Below are 21013 nucleotides of genomic sequence, written 5' to 3' on the forward strand. Positions count from 1 at the left end.
CGAGCATCTGTTCGCCCTGCGCCAGGCCGCACAGCAGCGAGGCCAGTGTGAACAGCCCGACGCCGGTCACGAACATGCGCCGCCGTCCGAAGGAACCCCGCGATTCACCGGATCAGTACCGGTCCACCTTCGGGGCTTCCGGGGTCTCGTAGCTGGCGGCCTTGCCGACCGACTCCTGGAACGCGGTGTCCCAGGCGCCCGAGGAGATCATCTCCTCGATCGCGTTGTTGATCTTGTCGCGGGTCTCCTGATCGCCCTTCTTCAGGCCGATCCCGTAGTTCTCCGTGGTGAACTTGTCGCCGACGACCTTGTACTTACCGGGCGACTGCGAGGCGTAGCCGGCCAGGATGATGTCATCGGTGGTCACCGCGGCCACCGCGCCGCTGTTGAGGCCCTCGAGGCACAGCGAGTAGGTGTCGTAGGTCTGCAACTGGGTCTGCGGGTACTTCTTCTGGATATTCTGGGCCGGGGTCGAGCCGGTCACCGAGCAGACGGTTTTGCCGGCGAGGCTGTCCGGGCCGGTGATCTCGTTGTTGTCCTCGCGCACCAGCAGGCTCTGACCCGCCACGTAGTACGGGCCGGCGAAATCGACCTTCTCCTTGCGGGAATCGGTGATCGAGTAGGTGGCGACGACGAAATCGACCTGCCCGTTCTCGATCAGGGTCTCGCGCTGCGCGGAGGGGGCTTCCTTGAAGGTGATGCCGTCGGGCTGGACGCCGAGTTTGGAGGCCACGTACTTGGCCACCTCGACATCGAACCCGCTGTAGGTGCCGTCGGTATTGCGAAGCCCCAGACCCGGCTGATCGTATTTGATGCCGATGGTGAGCTTGCCCTCCTGGGCGTTCTCCAGCGTCGTCTTATCGCTGCCGCCGCCGCAGGCCGCGGTGGTGGCGGCAGTCACGGCCACCGCGACCGCACCGACCGCGAGGCGGAGTGCTCGGTTGATCCTCATCGGTTTCCTTCCCTCATCACGATGGCGTTGTGCCATCGCGCTGTGCCTTGCGCCCGTGTGACGGGCGAACCTGTCAGTGGCTGAGAATCTTGCCCAGGAAATCCTTGGCACGGTCGGACTCGGGCGCACTGAAGAATGTCTCCGGGTCGGCGTCCTCGACGACCTGACCGTCGGCCATGAACAGCACCCGGTCCCCGGCCCGGCGGGCGAACCCCATCTCGTGGGTCACCACCAGCATGGTCATACCTTCTTTGGCGAGGGAGACCATCACATCGAGGACCTCGTTCACCATTTCCGGGTCGAGGGCCGAGGTCGGTTCGTCGAACAGCATCACCTTGGGGCTCATGGCCAGGGCGCGGGCGATGGCGACACGCTGCTGCTGGCCACCGGAGAGCTGGGCGGGATACTTATCGGCCTGGTTCGCGATACCGACACGGTCGAGCAGTTCCATGGCGCGGGTGCGTGCCGCGTCCTTCTTGGTCCCGCGGACCTTGATCGGCGCGAGCATGACGTTCTCCACGATCGTCTTGTGCGCGAACAGGTTGAAGGACTGGAAAACCATGCCCACGTCGGCGCGCAGCGCGGCCAGCGCGCGGCCTTCGGCGGGCAGCGGTACGCCGTCGACCCGGATCTCGCCGGAATCGATGGGCTCCAGACGGTTGATGGTGCGGCACAGCGTCGATTTGCCGGAGCCGGAGGGTCCGAGCACGATCACGACCTGCCCACGGGGCACCTCGAGATTGATATCGCGCAGAACGTGCAGGGCACCGAAGTGCTTGTCGACGGCGCGTAGGGTGATCATCGGTGGCGCGGCGGAATCGCCGGCCGCCCCGGGCGCGTCGGCATCGGTGGCGTCGGTCATGGAGATGACCTTAGGCCGAATCTCCCGATTTGCGCGGCTTTCCGCAACACGCCGAGACGGCACGCCGAGCGGAAATTCGGCTTTAACCCGATGGTCATCTACTGTAATCCGTTCGGTCGGCAGCGATTTCCCTGCCCGCGTGGGGGCGGGGCGCGACCCCCACAGCAGTACCCCTCCCGGATCGGGAAGTGATCCGTCTCACTCCCTTCGCTGCGGCCGGGCGGCGCGGTCCCCGACGACTGCCCGCCGGTGTGGATCTGCCGGAAATCCCCTCGATGGCGGCCCGTACCCTGGACGCGTGGATTCGATCGGACAGGTAGTTGCGCCCACCCGGGTCGAGCCGGCCGGCGCACGCAGTTACGAGGTCCGCACCTTCGGTTGCCAGATGAACGTGCACGATTCCGAACGCTTGTCCGGCCTGCTCGAGGATGCGGGCTACAGGAAGGCCGCGCCCGGGGCGACGGCCGACCTGGTCGTCTTCAATACCTGCGCGGTACGGGAGAACGCCGACAACAAGCTGTACGGCACACTCGGTCACCTCGCACCGGTGAAGGCGTCGCGACCCGGTATGCAGATCGCCGTCGGCGGCTGCCTGGCGCAGAAGGACCGCGACACCGTCGTGCGCAAGGCGCCGTGGGTGGACGTGGTGTTCGGCACGCATAATCTCGGTGCGCTGCCGGTGCTGCTGGAGCGTGCCCGGCACAACGACGAGGCGCAGGTCGAAATCCTCGAATCACTGGAAGCCTTCCCGTCGACCCTGCCCGCGCGGCGGGAGTCGGCGTACGCGGGCTGGGTGTCCATCTCGGTCGGCTGCAACAACACCTGCACGTTCTGCATCGTGCCGTCACTACGCGGCAAAGAGGTCGATCGGCGCCCCGGCGATGTACTCGCCGAGGTACAGGCGCTGGTGGAGCAGGGCGTCCTCGAGGTCACACTGCTGGGGCAGAACGTCAACGCCTACGGGGCGTCGTTCGCCGATCCCGATCAGCCGCGCGACCGGGGCGCCTTCGCGAAACTGCTGCGCGCCTGCGGCGGCATCGACGGGCTGGAGCGGGTCCGCTTCACGTCTCCGCATCCCGCGGAGTTCACCGACGACGTGATCGAGGCGATGGCGCAGACCCCCAACATCTGCCCGCAACTGCATATGCCGCTGCAGTCCGGCTCGGACCGGGTACTGAAATCCATGCGCCGGTCCTACCGGAAGGCCCGCTTCCTGGGAATTATCGAGAAAGTGCGGGCAGCCATGCCGCATGCCGCGATCACCACCGATATCATCGTCGGCTTCCCGGGCGAGACCGAGGAGGACTTCGAGGAGACCCTGGATGTCGTGCGGCAGGCCCGGTTCACCAGCGCCTTCACCTTCCAGTACTCGCCCCGGCCCGGTACTCCGGCAGCCGGGATGGCCGATCAGGTGCCCAAATCGGTGGTTCAGCAACGCTACGACCGGTTGATCGCGTTGCAGGAGCAGATCTGCCTGGACGCCAACCGGGATCTGGTGGGCACCGAGGTGGAACTGCTGGTGGCCGCCGGCGCGGGCAAGAAGAATGCCGCCACGGCCCGGATGAGCGGGCGGGCCCGCGACGGCCGGCTGGTGCATTTCCGGCCCGACGGCGCCGCCGAGCCGATCCGGCCCGGCGATCTGGTGACGGTGCAGGTGACCGGCGCCGCGCCGCATCATCTGGTCGCCGACTCCGGGGTCGGCACGCACCGGCGGACCCGGGCCGGTGACGCATACGAGGCCGGGACCACGCCGAAAACCGCCCCCATCGGGGTCGGACTGGGGCTGCCGCGGATCGGGGCGCCCGAACCGGAGCCGGTCGCCTCGGGATGCGCTTCGGGATGCGGGACATGACGACCCCCACGGGGGACAGCGAAGATCGGGAGCGTGATCACGGGACCGGTGCCGAGGACGGGGCCGGTCCGGGTGCGACGGGCTCCGCCGCCGGCGGGCCCGCTGCCGGCGGTCCGGAATCAGCCGGTCGACGCCGCGATGACGAAGCAGCCGATGGAAACGAGGACACTGTGAACCCGGCCGAGGCCACCGAGAAATTCGAGGAGTTCCGCGACGATCTGGACGCGGTGGAGCGCCGGATCGCGGGTGAGATCGACCCCGGTGCGCGGGCCATGGTGGTGGCGGGCGCGGTGTTCCTCCTGCTGCTGTCGCTGGTACTGCCCCATACCGGCGGCGCCCGGGGGTTCGATGTGCTGCTCGGATCGGAGGCCGCCACCGCCGAGCACATCGGCCTGCCCTCGCGGATCTTCGTCTGGTTCGTGCTGCTGTTCGGGATCGGGTTCTCGCTGCTGGCGCTGATGACCCGGCGCTGGGTACTGGCCTGGATCGCAGTGGCGGGATCGGCGATCGCGAGCGCGTTCGGGGTCTTCTCGATCTGGCATCGGCAGACCCCGGGTCTCAACAACTATGTCGGTGCGGGCCCCGGGATCGGCTTGGTGCTGGGCACTCTCGCGATCATGGTCCTCACCTTCCACTGGGTGAAGGTGGTGTGGAGTCGCACCGCGGTACAACTGGCCGCCGAGGAACAGCGGCGGATCGCCGCCGCCCAGGAAGAGGAGCGGCAACGGCGCCACCGCCTCGGCGACGACTGAGCCGCCGCGCCGCACTCAGAGGTTGCTGACCGCGCCCTCTGCCGCCTCGGCCCATTCCCGCCACTGTTTGGCCTGTTCGAGCGCTCGCTCCGCATCACGGGTCTTACCGGCCGCGGTGGCCTTGGCCGCCTGCTCTTCGAACTGGGCGACGCGTTCGCGGAACTGCGCGGCGCGGGCCAGCGCCTCCGGATCGGTGCGGCGCCACTGCGCGTCCGCCGCCTGGCGTACCCGCTTCTCCACGGCGCGCAGCCGGGATTCCAGGTCGTGCATGCGCTCCCGCGGGACCTTACCGATCGCGTCCCAGCGTTCCTGCAGGTCACGCAGGGCGGCGCGGGCGCCCTCGAGATCGGAATCCGGGTCGATCAGAGGTTCGTAGCTGCCGAGCAACTCTTCCTTGGCGGTCGCGTTATCGGCGAACTCCGCGTCGCGTTCGGAGGCAGCGGAGTTGCGGGCCGCGAAGAAGACGTCCTGGGCGCTCTTGAACCGGCGCCACAGGGCTTCATCGGCTTCGCGTGGCGCCCGGCCGGCGTTCTTCCATTCGACCAGCAGCTCCCGGAAAACCGCGGCGGTACCGGGCCAATCGGTGGAACCGGAGAGTTCCTCGGCCCGCACACACAGCTCTTCCTTGCGGACCTTCGCCGCCGCGCGTTCCCGGTCGAGTTCGGCGAAATGCGCGCCGCGGCGGCGGTTGAACGCCTCCCGGGCCTTGGAATACCGCCGCCACAGGGCATCGTCGACCTTCCGGTCGACCCCGCGGATCGTCTTCCATTCGTCGAGGATCTCGCGCAACCGGTCGCCCGCGGCCTTCCACTGGGTGGATTCGGTGGCGATTTCCTCGGCCTCGGCGGCGAGCGCCTCCTTGCGCTCGGTGTGCTCGTGGCGAGTGCGCTCCTTCTCCTCCTTCGCGTGCGCGGCCGCCTCATCGGAATGTTCGGCGATAGCGCGCAGCCGGGCGGCCAGGCCCTCGATATCGCCGATCACCGCGGCGGTGGGCAGCGTTTCGGCGAGCGCGACGGCCGCGGCCTTGGTCTTGCGGGCGTCGGTTCCGGCGGCGAGCCGGGCCTCGAGCAGCGCCACCTCGGTGGCCAGGTCGTCGAACCGGCGGCCGAAATGGGCCAGCCCCTCGGCGGCGGCCCCGGCCTGCCACGATCCGACGACCCGCTCACCGTCGGGGGTTTTCACCCAGGCGGTGCCGTCTTCGTCGACGCGACCCCAGAGGCTGGGATCGGTAGCCGTGGGTACCACCAGGGGGTGCGGATGCTCCGTGGCCGGAGTCGCGGCTTTCATCGCCGCGGGGGAAGGATGTATGTCGCCGGGTTTGGGACGGTTGCGGGGTTTCGGAGCGGTGGACGGGCGACCGGGAGTCCCGGGGCCGGGTTTGGCGGTTCCGTTGCTGTGGGTCATTGCTCCTCGTCCCTGCCGCGCGTCACGGCTGCCTGGTTTACGCGCTGCGCATTCTGGCTATGCTCTGCTCATTCTGGCTACGCCCGCTCATTCTGGCTACGTCTGTCCGTTCTGACCAACCTGTTCGCTGTCGTACGCGCCGACCCGGTCGCCGCGTACGCGTCGTATCCGTCGTCCGGTGGCGGCCCCGCCGCGATCCGGCAGACCATCCGCCGACCAGGCGGCGTATAGCCGGACCTGCGGTTCCGGACCCGCTGCGACCCGGTCCGGGTACTTCGCACCCTAGCAATTGCGACCCGGTTTCCGGGAGAGACACTCGTACCTCGGCCGCGGCGGCGGCGCCGGCGGGGCCTACCGGCCGGGTCCGGGCCGCGCGGGCACGGGCTACGGTTGACGGCGTGTTCTGTCTTGCGGCTCTCGTCCCCTCGCCGCCCGTTCTGGTACCCGAGTTGTGTGGCGGCTCGGCGGTGGCGGGTGCGGAGTCCGGGTCCATCTTGCCGTCCGCCCCGGAAGCCACGCTGACCGCACTCCGGTCGGAGGTTCTCGCGGTGGGCGCTGCGCTGGCGGAGGCGGCGTCGCAGTGGACGGTGCTGGGTGTGGGTGGGTCCGAGCAGTTCTACGACGCCGATACCGTGGGTACCTTCGTGGGTTTCGGCCGCGACGTGACGGTATCGCTGGGCGGCCCGGAAACCGGGTCGGCCCGGGCCGACCCCGGCGTGCCGCTGGCGGTCCTGGTCGCCGGCTGGTTGCGGGGCGCGGTGGCGCCGCACGCGACGGCCCGCGCCCACCTCGTCGCGGCCCACGGCCCGGCTCAGCGCTGCGCCGAGATCGGCGCGAAATTACGGGCCGAACTCGACGCGGTGGACGAACCCCAGGGCGTTCTCGTGGTCGCCGACGGTGCCGCGACCCTGTCGCAGGCCGCGCCGGGGTACTTCGACACCCGGGCGGCGGAGACACAGGCCCGGCTCGACCGGGCGCTCGCCGCCGGTGACCATGCCGCTCTTCTCGCCCTCGATCCCGATCTCTGCGCCGAGCTCATGGTGTCCGGACGGGCCGCCTACCAGGCGCTGGCCGGTGTTTTCGCCGGCGACCCGGAAAAGCCCGTGGTGCGCGAACGCTATCGCGACGCGCCGTTCGGTGTCGGCTACTACGCCGGGCTGTGGCGGCCCGGTGGCGGGCAGCGGTGAACGAGCGGCCACGCCCGGTGGCGGTGGTCGGACCCACGGCCACCGGTAAATCGGATCTCGCCCTCGACCTGGCCGAATATCTCGACGGCGAGATCGTGAACATCGACGCCATGCAGCTGTACCGGGGGATGGATATCGGGACCGCGAAGCTGGCGCCGGAGCAGCGTCGCGGGATCGCGCACCACCAGCTCGATGTCCTGGACGTCACCGAGACCGCGACGGTCGCCGCCTACCAGTCGGCCGCTGCGGCCGATATCGAGGCCATCATGGCGCGCGGGCGGATACCCGTCGTGGTGGGTGGCTCGATGATGTACGTCCAGGCCCTCCTCGACGAATGGGAGTTCCCGGCGACCGATCCGGAGGTGCGGGAGCGCTGGGAGAACCTGCTGGCCGAACAGGGCGTCGCGGCGGTACACGAGGCGCTGCGGCGGGCCGACCCGGTCGCCGCGGCGACCATCCTGCCGACCGACGGCCGGCGTATGGTGCGGGCACTCGAGGTCGTCGAGCTCACCGGGAAACCCTTCGCGGCATCCGCCCCGGTCATCGGGGAGCCGCGCTGGGGAACCCGCATTCTCGGCGTGGACCGGGAGACCGCCGAACTGGACCGGCGGATCGCCGAGCGCACCGCGGCGATGTTCGGTGCCGGGCTGGTCGAGGAGGTCCGCGCACTGATCGATCAGGGTCTGCGTCGCGGCCAGACCGCGCGGCGGGCCATCGGGTATGCCCAGGTGCTCGCGTACCTCGACGACGAGTACGGTCTGGCGGAAGCACAGGAGCGGACGTTCATCGGGACGCGCCGATACGTGCGGCGGCAGCGTTCCTGGTTCCGGCGCGACCGGCGGGTGCGCTGGGTGGACGGCGCGGACCCGGCCGCGACCCGGACCGCGCTGGCGCTGCTCACCGACGATTCCGGACCGCTCCTGTCCGGTCCCGCAGCGAAGGAGCGAACCCGGCCGTGACCCGGCAGATCCACCGTCGAAATGCCGCTGTCCAGGTATGGACGGCCTACCTGGACAACCGCACCAAACGTCACCGCGACCGGCGGTTCCTGGTGCACGGCGTCCGTCCGATCACCGAGGCCCTGGCCCACGGATGGCCGCTGGAGACGCTGCTGTACCGGTTGGGCGAACCGGAACTGTCGCAGTGGGCGCAAGAAATCCTCGACACGGCCGCGGTACCGGCGGTCGGGCTGGCGCCCGAGCTGATGGCGGAGCTGGGGGAGAAGACGGGCGGGGCGCCCGAGCTGGTGGCCGTCGCCGAACACGCCACCGCCGAACTGGCGACCTACGAGGCCGGTGATCCCGGGGAGGCGCCCGTCGTGGTCGTATTCGATCGCCCGAATTCACCCGGCAACCTGGGCACGCTGATCCGGTCCGCGGACGCGTTCGGCGCGTCGGCGGTGGTGGTCACCGGCCACGGGGCCGACCAGTACGACCCGCGGTGCGTCCGCGCGTCGACCGGATCGCTGTTCGCGGTACCCGTCTTGCGTGCGGCCGGGCCGGACGATCTGCTCGCGTTCCGCGACCGGCAGGTCGCGCGGGGTATCCCGACCCAGGTCATCGGCACCGATGAACGGGGCGCCCGGGCGATATTCGATCATGATCTGATCGATGCCACGATTCTGGTGGTCGGAAACGAGACCACCGGTATGAGCGCCGCATGGCTCGCGGCCTGCGACGATACTGTCACCGTGCCGATGGGAGGCAGCGCCAGTTCGCTGGGCGCGCCCTCGGCCGCCGCGGTGGCGCTCTACGAAATTTCCCGGCAGCGCCGGACGTTTGCCTGATCAGACGATCCCGTCCGCGCCGAGCGGCCGGCCCGATGCGGAAGACCCCCGATGCGGAAGAATGAGGACGTGCCCATATCCGAGACAGCGGTCGAGTTCACCAAGGGACACGGCACTCAGAACGACTTCGTGGTGCTCCCCGATCCTGAGGTCCGGCTCGAGCTGACCCCTTCGCGGGTCGCCGCGCTGTGCGACCGGCACCGCGGCCTGGGCGCCGACGGGGTGCTGCGGGTGGCGCGAGCCGGCCGGTTGGCCGACGCCGGTGTCCTGTCCGAACTGCCGGACGGTGTGGACTCCGGCGACTGGTTCATGGATTACCGCAACGCCGACGGATCGATCGCCGAAATGTGCGGCAACGGCGTCCGCGTTTTCGCCCATTACCTACGAGCCCGCGGCCTCACCGGTGACGACCGGTTCGTGGTGGGCAGTCGCGCCGGTGGCCGCCCGGTCACCGTGCACGCCGCCGATGCGGTGCACGGGGAGGTCACCGTGGATATGGGCCGGGTGCGGGTGCTCGGCGAATCCACCGCGACCCTCGCCGGATGGGGCTACCCGGGGCTGGGGATCGATGTCGGTAATCCGCATCTGGCGTGTGTCGACAGCACGCTGACGGCGGAATCGCTGGGCAAACTCGATCTGACTGTCCCGCCCGGATTCGATCCGGATATGTTCCCGCGCGGGGTCAACGTCGAGATCCTCACCGGCCTCGACGCGGGCGGCGCGGTGGATATGCGGGTGTACGAACGCGGGGTCGGTGAGACCCGCTCCTGCGGTACCGGCACCGTCGCGGCGGCGGCCGCAGCGCTGGCCACGGGCGGTTTCGCACTCGCGACCGGGACCGGTGAAGTGACCGTGCGGGTTCCCGGTGGGCAGGTCCGGGTGGGGTTGCAGGCGGGCGCGGCCTGGTTGCGCGGGCCGTCCGAATTGGTGGCCGACGGCCGCCTCGCAGCCGACTGGTGGGACGCTCGTTGAGCCCTCGACCGGGAAATTCACATGCGCCGACCAGCGCATTGGTGGCAGCATGGATGGTGTATGAGAAAAGCTGACATTTCCGGGACCGGCGAGCGGTCCCCCGAATCGTTCGACGCCGAATCCTTCGATGCGGAATCGTTCGAGAGCGATTCCTTCCATACCGATTCCTTCGACGGCGCCGGCGATACCGTCACGTCCGCGGGTCGCGCCGCGAACCGATCCGGGCCCGTCGTCCGCCGCGGCGGCTGGTCCACCGATCCCACCACGGGCGAACTCCAGCTCGACGAGCGCAGCGCGCTGCGCCGAGTCGCCGGTCTGTCCACCGAACTCACCGATATCACCGAGGTCGAGTACCGGCAGCTGCGCCTGGAGCGCGTGGTGCTCGTCGGGGTGTGGACCGAGGGCAGTGTGGCGAGCGCCGAAGCGAGCATGGCCGAATTGGCCCGGCTCGCCGAGACCGCGGGTTCGGAGGTGCTCGAGGCGCTCATCCAGCGCCGTGACCGCCCCGACCCGGCGACCTATATCGGGTCCGGCAAGGCCGAGGAGTTGCGTGCCGTGGTGCTGTCCACCGGCGCGGATACCGTGATCTGCGACGGCGAGCTCACGCCCGCCCAGCTGACCGCCCTGGAGAAGGTCGTCAAGGTCAAGGTGGTCGACCGCACCGCGCTCATCCTGGATATCTTCGCCCAGCACGCCACCTCCCGGGAGGGCAAGGCGCAGGTCGCGCTGGCGCAGATGGAGTACATGCTGCCGCGTCTGCGCGGCTGGGGTGAGTCCATGTCGCGGCAGGCCGGTGGCCGGGCGGGCAGCAACGGCGGTGTGGGTCTGCGTGGGCCGGGTGAGACCAAGATCGAGACCGACCGGCGCCGGATCCGCGAGCGGATGGCCAAACTGCGACGCGAAATCCGGGAGATGAAAACCGCCCGGGACACCAAACGCTCGCGCCGCACCTCCAGCGGTGTGCCGTCGGTCGCCATCGTCGGCTACACCAATGCCGGTAAATCGAGCCTGATGAACGCGCTCACCGGCTCCGGAGTGCTGGTGCAGGACGCGCTGTTCGCCACCCTGGATCCCACCACTCGCCGGGCCGAGCTCGAGGACGGCCGCGAGGTGGTGTTCACCGATACCGTCGGTTTCGTCCGGCATCTGCCGACCCAGCTCGTCGAGGCGTTCCGTTCCACGCTCGAGGAGGTCACCGGGGCCGATCTGCTGCTGCACGTCGTGGACGGTGCGGACGCGCTGCCCGCCGAGCAGATCAAGGCGGTGCGCGAGGTGATCACCGATGTGGTGCGCGAATCCGGTGCGCCGGCGCCCCCGGAACTCCTGGTGGTCAACAAGATCGACGAGATCGATCCGGTGGGGGTGACGCGGTTGCGGGCACTGCTGCCGGGCGCGGAGTTCGTCTCCGCGCACAAGGATCTCGGCATCGAGCGGCTGCGTGCGCGGCTGGACGAGGTGCTCGGCGGTCTGGATGTCGAGGTGAGCGTGCTGCTCCCCTACACCCGCGGTGACCTGCTTGCCAGAATTCACGCCGACGGCAGGATCTCGCAATCCGAGCACACCGAGAGCGGAACCCGGGTACACGCGCGGGTGCCGCGGTCGCTGGCGGCGGTGCTGGCCGAATACGCGCACGCGGGGGCGGTCGAGGCGTAACGGTTACCGATACAATTCGGCGCGGCTAACAGTGGGGGCAAAAATGTGGGACTTCGCATAACCCGGTGTTGCATTCCTGCGGTTCGATTCACAATTGGCATGAATCGACTACAGGAGGGTTTTATGTCACATTCGGGCGACCGCCCCACCGTCGATCCCGACCGGCAGCGCGGAGCTCTGCCGGATCGGCCCGGGCTGAGCGACGGCGCACCGCTGTCGGTGCGACTCGGCCCGGTCGATCTACGGGTTTTCGAAGCGGCGTTGGCCCCGCTCCGGGCATGGAGCGACCCCCGGTTCTTCGGTCTGGACAATATCCCCGACTCCGGGCCCGTGCTCTTGGTCGCGAATCACAATCTGCTCGGCCTGATCGACGCGCCCCTGTTGATGCCGGAGGTTCTGCGCAGCCGCGGCCGGCTGATCCGCGGCCTCGCCGAGAACCTGCTCATCAGTGTTCCGGGAGTGCGTCATGTACTGCACTACTACGGCTCGGTGCGCGGCACCCGGGAGAACTGCCGGACCCTGCTGGAACAGGGTGAGGTGGTGATCGTATTTCCGGGCGGCGGCCGGGAGGCCATTCGCCGCAAGGGCGAGAAGTACGCGCTGCGCTGGGAAGGCCGCACCGGTTTCGCCAGGATGGCGATCGAATGCGGAGCGCCCATCGTGCCGGTGGGCATGATCGGGATCGACGACGCCTACGACATCATCGCCGATAAGGACGATGCGCTGCTGCGTCCGTTGCGTGCGCTGGTGGGGGCGCTGGGGATCCATACCGAACTCACCCCGCCGCTGCTGCGCGGCGTGGGTCTCACCCCGATTCCGCGACCCGAACGGTTCTATTTCTCGGCCGGTACCCCCATCGACCCGGGACCGTGGCGCGAGACCACCGATATCGAGGAGGCCGCGGGGCAATTGGCGCAGGTGGTGGAGAAGGCACTGCGCGAGGAACTGACCTACCTGTTCGCCGAACGGGATCGCGACCGGGGCCGCACGCTGTCGGGCCGGCTGCGCGAACTGCTGCCGGTCTGAATGCGAGGATCGGCGCCGGTGAATGGCCAGGCAGCGCGAAGGTGCGGTCCGAGATAGGAACACCAGCCGATTCCCGGTGTGAAGTGAACAAGGATTCGCACGCCGGGTACGGTGGATCACAGCGGCGGGCCGGCGCGGCCCCGTCCGAAGTGTTCACTAGGAGGTTGGTGTGGAGCGCACACTGTTCGAACCCGAGCACGAGCTGTTCCGGGAGTCGTACCGCAAGTTTCTCGCGACGAACGTGGCGCCGTTCCACGACCAGTGGGCGGAGCAGGGTGTCGTCGACCGTGCCGTCTGGACCGAAGCCGGTAAACAGGGCTTCCTCGGTATGCAGATGCCGGAGGAGTACGGCGGCGGCGGCGTGCAGGATTTCCGCTACAACGTCATCGTCAACGAAGAGACCGTGTGCGGCCGGTACTCCGGGCTGGGGTTCAGCCTGCACAACGACGTCATCGCGCCGTACCTGCTGGAACTGGCCAACGACGAACAGAAACAGCGCTGGCTGCCGAAGTTCTGTTCCGGTGAGCTCATCACCGCCATCGCCATGACCGAACCCGGTACCGGCTCGGATCTGCAGGGCATCAAGACCCGCGCGGTCCGCGACGGTGACGACTGGGTCCTCAACGGCGCCAAGACCTTCATCACCAACGGAATCAACTCCGATATCGTCATCGTGGTCGCCCAGACCGACCCCGAGGCCGGCGCCCTGGGCTTCAGTCTGCTGGTGGTCGAACGGGGGATGCCCGGCTTCGAGCGTGGCCGCAACCTCGACAAGCTCGGCCTGAAGGCGCAGGACACCGCCGAACTCAGCTTCACCGATGTCCGGGTGCCCGCCGCCAACCTGCTCGGCGAAGAAGGCAAGGGCTTCATCCATCTGATGCAGAACCTGCCGCAGGAGCGGCTGTCGATCGCGGTGATGGCCGCCGCGGCGATGGAGTCCTGCTTGGACACCACCTGCCAGTACGTGCGCGACCGTAAGGCGTTCGGCAAACCGATCGGCGCCCTGCAGAACACCCGTTTCGTGCTGGCCGAACTGGCCACCAAGACCACGGCGGTGCGCGTCCTGGTCGATCGCTGCATCTCCGAGCTCAACGCCGGCACCCTGACCGCGGAGGACGCCGCCATGGCCAAATGGTGGAGCACCGAGGAGCAGGTCGATCTGATCGACCGCTGCCTGCAGCTGCACGGCGGCTACGGCTATATGCGTGAATATCCCATCGCGCAGGCCTATCTCGACGCGCGGGTGCAGACCATCTACGGCGGCACCACCGAGATCATGAAGGAGATCATCGGGCGCAGCCTGAAGCTGTCCTGATCGAGCACTCCGAGATCTCGCCACGGGCGGGGCATCCCGAGCGGATGCCCCGCCCGTGGTCGTTTCCGGCCATTCGCGGTGGGTGGGGCTGCTGAACCGCGGCCTTCCCGGTCGGCTGCGTCGCCGGCGCGCGTCCAGGAGCGTTATATTTGGTTCATATAAAATGATTTGTACCAAATTTGGCCGATCGCGGTTCGCGGGTGTCCCGGTCGTGTTACGACAGGGGAATTCCGTTCGCCCCTCAGGAGACTCACCGTGACCGCTGGATCCCGTCCCAGTCATTCCTCCCGGATCGCACGCCTCTCCCGCGCTGCCGCCCTGACGGCCGCGGTGTGCGCACTGGCGCTCCCCGGCACTGCCCGGGCCGTTCCCACGCTGCCGGTGCCCTTCGGAGCCGAGGCCACCCGCGCCGCGCTCGCACACTACAGCGATACGGTCTCTTCGCCACCCGGCGCGAACGACTGGAATTGCCGGCCCGACGCCGGGCACCCGGAGCCGGTCGTGCTCCTGCACGGCTATACCGCCGGTCAGGCCGGCAACTGGCAGACGCTCGCCCCGCTCCTGGCCAACACCGGGTACTGCGTGTACTCCCTCACCTATGGACTGGGCGCGGCCGCCGACCCCGCGACCCCGGGCGGCGAGAAGGTCCGGGTGTCCGCCGAACGTGACGTGGCCCCATTCGTGGACCGGGTCCTCGGGGCGACCGGCGCCGAGCGGGTGCAGCTGGTGGGTCATTCGATGGGCACGGTGGTCGCCCGGTACTACATCGAAGTACTCGGTGGCGCCGGGCGAGTGGGCAGATCGGTCAACATCACCCCGCTCAACGACGGCACCGATGTGCTGGGCGCAGCGACCATGACCGATCTCGCCGAGGATCTCGGTGTAGCCGGCCAGGTGGAACGCGCGGCGCTGGCCCTGGGATCCACACCCGGCGGCAACGACCTGCTGCGCGGCTCCGGCCTGATGACCGAACTACGCTCCGGTGATCCCTACCCGGCATCCGTCGACTACACATTTCTCATGACCCGCTACGACGAACTGGTCGTTCCCTACACCAGTGGGATGGGCCCGGCTGCGCCGAATATCACCAATATCGTCGTCCAGGATCGCTGCCCGGGCGCGCTGTTCGAACATTTCACGGCAGCCTCGGATCCGGTGGTCGCGCAGTACGTCCTCGCGGCGCTCGATCCGGTGAGCGGCGCGTCGATCGACTGCGCAGGACGCCCGCGGAACTCCTGAGGCCGCCGCAAAACCGACAGGGGCACGTTCCGGCGGAACGTGCCCCTGTGCCGAAGTATACGAGTGCGCGCCCGAGTCAGGCGGCGCCGACCCGGAAGTCCTCGGACTGCTTGCGATCGAAATAGGCCCGCGTTTCGCGGTACACCAGCGGAGACAGGATCAGCAGGCCGATCAGGTTCGGCAGTGCCATCAGCCCGTTGGCGACATCGGAGAAGGTCCAGACGGTGGACAGTTCCGTCGTCGCGCCGACGTAGACCACCGCGATGAACACGATCCGGTAGGGCAGAACGAGGGCGGTGCCGAACAGATACTCGATACAGCGATCGCCGTAGTAGGACCAGCCGAGCACCGTGGAGAACGCGAAGAAGATGACGCTGACGGTGACGATGACGCTGCCCCAGTTGCCGGGGAGCGCCTCGGCGAAGGCATTCGCGGTATAGGTGGCCGGAGACGCGTCGGTCTTCCAGACTCCGGTGGTGACGATCACCAGGCCGGTGAACGACACCACCACCAGCGTGTCGATGAAGGTCTGGGTCATCGACACCAGCGCCTGCCGCACCGGATGGCTGGTGGACGCCGCCGCGGCGGCGATACCGCCGGTGCCCAGCCCGGACTCGTTGGAGAAGATCCCGCGTGCCACGCCGTACTGGATCGCCGCGGCCACACCCGCGCCGACGAAACCGCCGGTCGCGGCGGTGCCGGTGAACGCATCGGTCACGATCTCCGCGATCGCGGCGGGCAGATCGTCGATCCGGAAGATCAGTACCGCGAGGGCGCCCAGGATGTAGAGCACGATCATGACCGGGACGAAGATACTGGCGACCCGGCCGATCCCCTTGATTCCGCCGAGGATGACCGCGGCCGCCAGCACCGTGATGATCACACCGGTGATCCAGGTCTGCAGACCCCACTCGGATTCGACGTTCATGGCGACGGTGTTGGCCTGCGTCATATTGCCGATGCCGAACGAGGCGACCACGCCTGCCACGGCGAAGAAGCCGCCGAGGAAGATGCCGACCGGGCCCTTGATGCCCTGACGCAGGTAGTGCATGGGGCCACCGGCCTGCTTACCGTCGGCGTCGGTGCGGCGGAAGCGGACCCCGAGGAACGCCTCGCTGTACTTGGTGGCCATACCGACCAGGCCGGTCACCCACATCCAGAACACCGCGCCCGGGCCGCCCAGCGAGATGGCGGTGGCGACACCGGCGATATTGCCGACACCCACGGTGGCGGCCAGCGCGGTGGACAGGGCCTGGTAATGGGTGATGTCGCCTTCGGCGTCGGCATCGCTGCGATCGAGGAAGCCGAGCCGGAAGGCCAGGGCGAACCTGCGGAACTGCACACCGCGCAGCAACACGGTCAGGTACAGACCGGTCAGCAGGAGCAACGGGATAAGCAACCAGGGGCCCCAGATGAAATCACTGGCGCTGCCGAGGAACTCGTCCATAGGGAAAATACCGCCTCAGGTACGGATCGAGGCCGGCGCGGCCCCGCGATCTCCGGGCCACCGGCGGAGGTACCGGTGACATTCCGGTTGGCATTCAACCACCACCGCCGGGAACACGTGCGGTGAGCCACCTCCGCAGATCCTGACGGAATTGTCATATGCCTCGACATACCTCATCGCGGAGCCGACCGGAGCAAACCGGCCGTGGGCGTCCGGCGGCCGGACGCCCACGGTGGTCAGCCCCTGCCGGGGCCGGTGACGAGCGGCAGGTCGAGCGTGGTTCGGATACCCGGCTCGGCCGCGATCAGCGCGGGCACCGCGTTGACCACCCGCATCGCTGTGGCTACCAATCCAGCGTGATTGTGGTCACCGTTATCGCTGGAAAGGGATAGATCCAGGGCGTAATGCGGTTCGCCGGTGATCTCGACCCGGTACGACCCACCCTCCTGCGCCGGTTGCGGCCATTCGGGCGCCATATCGGCACGCAGCCGGGTGATGTGCTCGAGCACCGTGACCACCCGGTCGCCGACCATGCCGCGGACCTCGAACCGCACCCCGGCGGTGGTACCGGCCGCGATCGGGCCCGCGGCGATCTCGAAATCCTCCGGTGCGGGAATCCGCTCGTGGGTCTCGGTCACGGCATCGAGTTCGACGCCGAGTCCGGCCGCCAGCTGACGCACCACGCTGCCCCATGCCAGCGACAGCACCCCGGGCTGCAGCAGCATCGGCGTTTCGTCGAGTGGTTTGCCGAAGCCCATGATGTCGAACATGACGGCGGCATTGTCGTAGGTGGCGTAATCGAGGATTTCCATACAGCGGATCCGATCGACACGCTGACAGGTGCCCGCCAGCGCGAGCGGCAGCAGATCGTTGGCGAATCCGGGATCGATACCGTTGACGAACAGGGACGCGCCGCCCGCTGCCGCGGCCTCCTCGATGGGGGAGAGGAGATCCGCCGGCAGTACCTGCCACGGGTACTGCAGGAACACGGGAGCGCTGGCCGCGACATTCACACCCGCTTCGAGAATTGTGCGCAGGTCGGTGAGGGCCTCGACGAGCCGGTTGTCGGCCATCGCGGTGTACACCACGCAATCCGGCTCGAGCGCGAGCAGCGCCGCGCTATCGGTGGTGGCCGCGATACCGGTACGGAGATCGAGGCCCGCGAGTTCGCCCGCGTCCCGGCCCTCCTTGTCCGGATTCGACACCTTCACCCCGACGAGTTCCAGCCGCGGATCGCCGATGATCCCGGCCAAGGCGTGAACGCCGACATTGCCGGTGCCCCAGTGCACGACACGGTAGGTCACGGTTTTCTCCTCACAGATCCGGGATCGGGATATCGAGATTCGGAGCGATCAGGCCACCGTCGACCTCGATCACCTTGCCGGTCAGATAGCCGCCCGCGGGGGAGGCCAGGAACAGTGCCGCGGCCGCGATCTCGGCCGGATCCCCGAGCCGGCGCAGCGGGGTCGCCTGCTCCACGGCGGTGCGCATGGCCTCGTCGCCGGCGACGATCTCGAGCGCCGAGGTCGCGATCGAACCGGGGGCGATCGCGTTCACCCGGATCCGGGGCGACAGATCCATGGCCGCCAGCCGGGTGTAGTGCGCGAGTGCCGCCTTGGCGGTGCCGTAGGCGGCGAACCCGCGGCCCGGCATCCGGCCGACGGCCGAGGTGATGTTGATGATCGAACCACCTCCCGCGCCCTCCAGCATCAACGGCACCGCCGCGCGGACCAGGGCATGCGCGTTGGCGACATTGAAGCCGAACGCGTCGTTCAGGCGTCGGGGCGAGGTATCCAGCAGCGGTGTGGGCATGGCGCCGCCGACGTTGTTCACCACGATGTCGAGGCGGCCGAGTTCGGCGACCGCGGTCGCCGCCAGTGCGGCACACGCCTCGGCGTCGGCGAGGTCGGCGACCACGATATGGGCGCGCCGGCCGAGGTCACGAATCTGCTGGGCGACCTTCTCGAGGTCGGATTCGGTGCGGGCCGCGATCAGGACGTCGGCACCTGCCTCCGCGAATCCGAGGGCGATGGCGGCGCCGAGGCCGCGGCCGGCGCCGGTGACCACGGCGACCCGTTCATCGAGGCGGAACCGGTCCAGAATCATGGTTCTCCTGACGTCGTCTACGCTGAGTGTCGACTATTCGACGAATGAGCAACGAATAGTCGATGCAGTGTAGGTGCCGGTTGCGCGGCCGACAAGGGAGCTACCGGATATGACGAAATCGGGATCTCCGCCGACACACCGGGTCGTTTCGGTGGTCGAATTACTCGCCGGATCCGAACGGCCGCTCACCGTCTCGGAGATCGCCGAACGGTTGTCACTGGCCCGGGCGACGGTCACCGCGGTGCTCCACGAACTGTGCGCGGCGCAATGGCTGGTGCGCGATGCCGGCCTCGCCTACGGCCGTGGGCCGGCCCTGAACCGGCTCGCCGGCGTCGGATTCTCCGGTGCCGTGCCCGCCGTCGGCGCCGAACTGTCGGCGCTGGCCGAGGCCGCGGGATGCGGGGCGACGCTGAGCCGGGTCGCCGACGGCCGGCTCACCATCGTCGCGAAGCATTACGCCGGCGAGCGGATCGTGCCCGGGCTCTCGGTCGGCCAGTCGATCCCGCTGGCCTATCCCGCCGGCGCCGCGGTCATGCCGTACCGGGAACCTGCCGAGCGTGCACGCTGGCTGGGATCGGCGCAGCTCCCGGCCGGCGCGGAACAACTGCACGATTTCGTGACCACCCGCGGTTTCGCCATGTTCCGGCCCGAGGCCGACGATGCCGGTCTGGTCGATGTACTCACCGAACTCCTCGGCGCGATGGGCGCAGAACTGCTGCAACCCGCGTTACGGGCCAAGGTGCTGCGTCAGGTGGGGCGGCTCACCGCCCGTGCCTATACCGACGCCGATATCGACTCGCGGCATCCGCTGCCCGTCAGCTACGTCTCCGCGCCGGTGTTCGACGGGCCCGAGGCACCTTACGAGCTGCAGCTCGGCCCGTTGCGGGCAGAGGTCGGGCCGGCCGACCGGGCGCGCTATATCGAGATCGTCCGCGCCGGGGCGCAGGCGGTTTCGGTCGCCTTGCAGACGGCCGGATGAGGACCCGTTACGCCCGCCCCGGCTCGCCGAGCGCGGCGGCCAGCGCGTCCGGTGTCCAGTGCCCGGCCGCTCCGGGACGGCTGGCGAGGTAGCCCGAGACCTCCCGCAGTGACCAGCCGTGGGCCGCACGCACACCGAGCGCGATATGGCGGAGATAGGCGGGAGCGGGCGGGTTTCCGGGGACATCGCGCCAACGCCAGGGGGCGGTGAAGGTCAGGATGGGGATGCCCTCGAAGGTTCCCGGGCAGACGACGGTTTCGTAGCGTCCGGGACCCAGCCTGCAGCGGCCGTTGCGCACGGCCTCGGTGAGATCCGGATCCGCTTCCGGCGGCCGATACATCTCCTGTGCGACCAGATCGCCGAATTGGGCGCGGGTGAGCAGATACGCGCGGACCGGTGTGCCGGCCGGCGCGTCGGGATCGTAGAACGCGCGGCCGCCGGTCCAGATCGCGGATTCCGTGGCGAAATAGAGCAGCCCGGGAAGTGTGAGACCGACCGACCGGGCGGGCGGGGTCCGGTCCCGGAACCCGGTGGCGGCCCGGCCCGTGCCGCCCGGCAGGGGCGGTGCGGCCCGGGCGGCGCGCGTCGCCGGTGCCGGGGAGGGGTCCCCGGCAGCCGGCGCGACGATGCCGTCGCGATACCAGCGCAGGCGCTCGGGATTCGCGTTGGAGCCGTACGCGGCGTACCACACCAGCTCCGGGTCGGCCGCGGTCGTGGACGTGCGCGCCGTAGGCATCCGCTCGTCGTAGTCGACCATGGTTTCCCGTCTCGGACCGATTCGGGCCGCGGCCCGCCTCCGTCGGCTAGATCTTGCGGATCACCGTGACGACCTTGCCGAGGATGCGCGCGTCGTTACCGGGGATCGGCTCGAAGAGCGGGTTGTGCGGCATGAGCCAGACGTCATCGCCGCTGCGCTTGAACGTCTTCACCGTCGCCTCGCCGTCGAGCATGGCCGCCACGATATCCCCGTTGTCCGCCACGTTCTGCTGGCGTACGACCACCCAGTCGCCGTCGCAGATCGCGGCGTCGACCATCGACTCGCCGACCACCTTCAACAGGAACAGGGAACCGTCGCCGACGAGCTCGCGGGGGAGCGGGAACACATCTTCGACCGCCTGCTCGGCCAGGATCGGGCCACCGGCGGCGATCCGCCCGAGCACCGGCACATAGGTGGGGATGGGGTGATCGGTCTCGGAGGCGGTCTCACCGGCGTCGGCGCCGTCGGCGGGCGCCAGGGTGGTGACCGAGCGCACCGCTTCGTCCATACCCCGTACGTCCACGGCGCGGGGCCGGTTGGGGTCGCGCCGTAGATACCCCTTGCGCTCCAGTGTGCGCAACTGATGGGCCACCGAGGAGGTGGAGTTCAGCCCCACCGCGTCGCCGATCTCACGAATACTCGGCGGATAGCCGCGCAGGCTCACCGACGACCGGATGACATCGAGCACCTTGCGCTGGCGCACGGTGAGATCCGCACCGGTCAC

At 68.9% G+C, this 21013-nt stretch carries 19 protein-coding genes; 11 read left to right on the forward strand and 8 right to left on the reverse strand.

Annotated elements, in window-relative coordinates:
* Positions 1-112: 112 nt before the first annotated feature.
* Positions 113-952 (reverse strand): glutamate ABC transporter substrate-binding protein, encoded by an 840-nt coding sequence (locus tag AB0F41_RS13760; protein WP_357423482.1) that lies wholly within the window; start codon positions 950-952, stop codon positions 113-115.
* 73 nt (positions 953-1025) lie between these two features.
* Positions 1026-1754: an amino acid ABC transporter ATP-binding protein gene (locus AB0F41_RS13765; protein WP_357423687.1), complete on the reverse strand. Its 729-nt coding sequence runs from the start codon at positions 1752-1754 to the stop codon at positions 1026-1028.
* A 358-nt stretch (positions 1755-2112) separates the two neighbouring features.
* On the opposite strand from AB0F41_RS13765, the gene miaB reads away from it, so the two are divergent.
* A complete protein-coding gene (miaB, locus tag AB0F41_RS13770) occupies positions 2113-3666 on the forward strand; it encodes a tRNA (N6-isopentenyl adenosine(37)-C2)-methylthiotransferase MiaB (RefSeq protein WP_357423484.1) in 1554 nt (517 codons plus the stop codon).
* The gene (locus AB0F41_RS13775) at positions 3663-4418 is read left to right on the forward strand and encodes a hypothetical protein (protein ID WP_357423485.1); all 756 of its coding nucleotides are present in this window, start codon (positions 3663-3665) and stop codon (positions 4416-4418) included. The genes miaB and AB0F41_RS13775 overlap by 4 nt, the downstream gene beginning before the upstream one ends.
* 15 nt (positions 4419-4433) lie before the next feature.
* Here the strand turns inward: AB0F41_RS13775 and AB0F41_RS13780 are convergent, their stop codons facing one another.
* Complete coding sequence (locus tag AB0F41_RS13780) at positions 4434-5822, reverse strand: DUF349 domain-containing protein (RefSeq protein WP_357423486.1); 1389 nt, start codon at positions 5820-5822, stop codon at positions 4434-4436.
* A 398-nt stretch (positions 5823-6220) separates the two neighbouring features.
* On the opposite strand from AB0F41_RS13780, the gene AB0F41_RS13785 reads away from it, so the two are divergent.
* The 8 genes from AB0F41_RS13785 to AB0F41_RS13820 all read left to right on the forward strand — a co-directional run bounded on the left by AB0F41_RS13785 (position 6221) and on the right by AB0F41_RS13820 (position 15000).
* Positions 6221-7009, forward strand: a complete 789-nt coding sequence (locus tag AB0F41_RS13785) for a hypothetical protein (RefSeq protein ID WP_357423487.1) — start codon at positions 6221-6223, stop codon at positions 7007-7009.
* Positions 7006-7968: a tRNA (adenosine(37)-N6)-dimethylallyltransferase MiaA gene (gene miaA, locus AB0F41_RS13790; protein ID WP_357423488.1), complete on the forward strand. Its 963-nt coding sequence runs from the start codon at positions 7006-7008 to the stop codon at positions 7966-7968. The genes AB0F41_RS13785 and miaA overlap by 4 nt, the downstream gene beginning before the upstream one ends.
* Positions 7965-8795 carry a TrmH family RNA methyltransferase gene (locus AB0F41_RS13795; protein ID WP_357423490.1) on the forward strand — a complete coding sequence of 277 codons (831 nt, stop codon included), beginning with the start codon at positions 7965-7967 and terminating at the stop codon, positions 8793-8795. The genes miaA and AB0F41_RS13795 overlap by 4 nt, the downstream gene beginning before the upstream one ends.
* A gap of 69 nt (positions 8796-8864) precedes the next feature.
* Positions 8865-9767 carry a diaminopimelate epimerase gene (gene dapF / locus AB0F41_RS13800; protein ID WP_357423492.1) on the forward strand — a complete coding sequence of 301 codons (903 nt, stop codon included), beginning with the start codon at positions 8865-8867 and terminating at the stop codon, positions 9765-9767.
* Between the two features lie 60 nt (positions 9768-9827).
* Complete coding sequence (gene hflX, locus AB0F41_RS13805; RefSeq protein WP_357423494.1) at positions 9828-11420, forward strand: GTPase HflX; 1593 nt, start codon at positions 9828-9830, stop codon at positions 11418-11420.
* Between the two features lie 123 nt (positions 11421-11543).
* Complete coding sequence (locus AB0F41_RS13810) at positions 11544-12446, forward strand: lysophospholipid acyltransferase family protein (protein ID WP_357423496.1); 903 nt, start codon at positions 11544-11546, stop codon at positions 12444-12446.
* 169 nt (positions 12447-12615) lie between these two features.
* On the forward strand, positions 12616-13761 hold the full coding sequence (locus AB0F41_RS13815; protein WP_357423498.1) for an acyl-CoA dehydrogenase family protein: 1146 nt from the start codon (positions 12616-12618) through the stop codon (positions 13759-13761).
* A gap of 255 nt (positions 13762-14016) precedes the next feature.
* Positions 14017-15000 (forward strand): alpha/beta fold hydrolase, encoded by a 984-nt coding sequence (locus AB0F41_RS13820; RefSeq protein WP_357423500.1) that lies wholly within the window; start codon positions 14017-14019, stop codon positions 14998-15000.
* 76 nt (positions 15001-15076) lie between these two features.
* On the opposite strand, the gene AB0F41_RS13825 is transcribed toward AB0F41_RS13820, so the two are convergent.
* From AB0F41_RS13825 to AB0F41_RS13835, 3 genes are all read right to left on the reverse strand, one after another.
* Positions 15077-16447, reverse strand: a complete 1371-nt coding sequence (locus AB0F41_RS13825; protein ID WP_357423502.1) for a sodium:alanine symporter family protein — start codon at positions 16445-16447, stop codon at positions 15077-15079.
* Between the two features lie 236 nt (positions 16448-16683).
* Complete coding sequence (locus tag AB0F41_RS13830; protein ID WP_357423504.1) at positions 16684-17751, reverse strand: diacylglycerol kinase; 1068 nt, start codon at positions 17749-17751, stop codon at positions 16684-16686.
* A 10-nt stretch (positions 17752-17761) separates the two neighbouring features.
* A complete protein-coding gene (locus tag AB0F41_RS13835; protein WP_357423506.1) occupies positions 17762-18553 on the reverse strand; it encodes an SDR family oxidoreductase in 792 nt (263 codons plus the stop codon).
* A 109-nt stretch (positions 18554-18662) separates the two neighbouring features.
* Between AB0F41_RS13835 and AB0F41_RS13840 the strand changes: the two genes are divergently transcribed.
* Positions 18663-19532 (forward strand): helix-turn-helix domain-containing protein, encoded by an 870-nt coding sequence (locus tag AB0F41_RS13840; protein ID WP_357423508.1) that lies wholly within the window; start codon positions 18663-18665, stop codon positions 19530-19532.
* A 7-nt stretch (positions 19533-19539) separates the two neighbouring features.
* Here the strand turns inward: AB0F41_RS13840 and AB0F41_RS13845 are convergent, their stop codons facing one another.
* Positions 19540-20289: a histone deacetylase gene (locus AB0F41_RS13845; RefSeq protein WP_357423510.1), complete on the reverse strand. Its 750-nt coding sequence runs from the start codon at positions 20287-20289 to the stop codon at positions 19540-19542.
* A 46-nt stretch (positions 20290-20335) separates the two neighbouring features.
* On the reverse strand, positions 20336-21013 hold the full coding sequence (gene lexA, locus AB0F41_RS13850; RefSeq protein WP_357423689.1) for a transcriptional repressor LexA: 678 nt from the start codon (positions 21011-21013) through the stop codon (positions 20336-20338).

Source organism: Nocardia sp. NPDC024068, from assembly GCF_040638875.1.
GTDB lineage: Bacteria > Actinomycetota > Actinomycetes > Mycobacteriales > Mycobacteriaceae > Nocardia.

Excerpts from the sequence above, each read along its gene's own strand:
- AB0F41_RS13760 (WP_357423482.1), bottom strand. The coding sequence starts at position 952 with ATGAGGATCAACCGAGCACTCCGCCTCGCGGTCGGTGCGGTCGCGGTG.
- AB0F41_RS13765 (WP_357423687.1), bottom strand. The coding sequence starts at position 1,754 with ATGATCACCCTACGCGCCGTCGACAAGCACTTCGGTGCCCTGCACGTT.
- AB0F41_RS13775 (WP_357423485.1), top strand. The coding sequence starts at position 3,663 with ATGACGACCCCCACGGGGGACAGCGAAGATCGGGAGCGTGATCACGGG.
- AB0F41_RS13780 (WP_357423486.1), bottom strand. The coding sequence starts at position 5,822 with ATGACCCACAGCAACGGAACCGCCAAACCCGGCCCCGGGACTCCCGGT.
- hflX (WP_357423494.1), top strand. The coding sequence starts at position 9,828 with ATGAGAAAAGCTGACATTTCCGGGACCGGCGAGCGGTCCCCCGAATCG.
- AB0F41_RS13810 (WP_357423496.1), top strand. The coding sequence starts at position 11,544 with ATGTCACATTCGGGCGACCGCCCCACCGTCGATCCCGACCGGCAGCGC.
- AB0F41_RS13825 (WP_357423502.1), bottom strand. The coding sequence starts at position 16,447 with ATGGACGAGTTCCTCGGCAGCGCCAGTGATTTCATCTGGGGCCCCTGG.
- AB0F41_RS13835 (WP_357423506.1), bottom strand. The coding sequence starts at position 18,553 with ATGATTCTGGACCGGTTCCGCCTCGATGAACGGGTCGCCGTGGTCACC.
- AB0F41_RS13840 (WP_357423508.1), top strand. The coding sequence starts at position 18,663 with ATGACGAAATCGGGATCTCCGCCGACACACCGGGTCGTTTCGGTGGTC.
- AB0F41_RS13845 (WP_357423510.1), bottom strand. The coding sequence starts at position 20,289 with ATGGTCGACTACGACGAGCGGATGCCTACGGCGCGCACGTCCACGACC.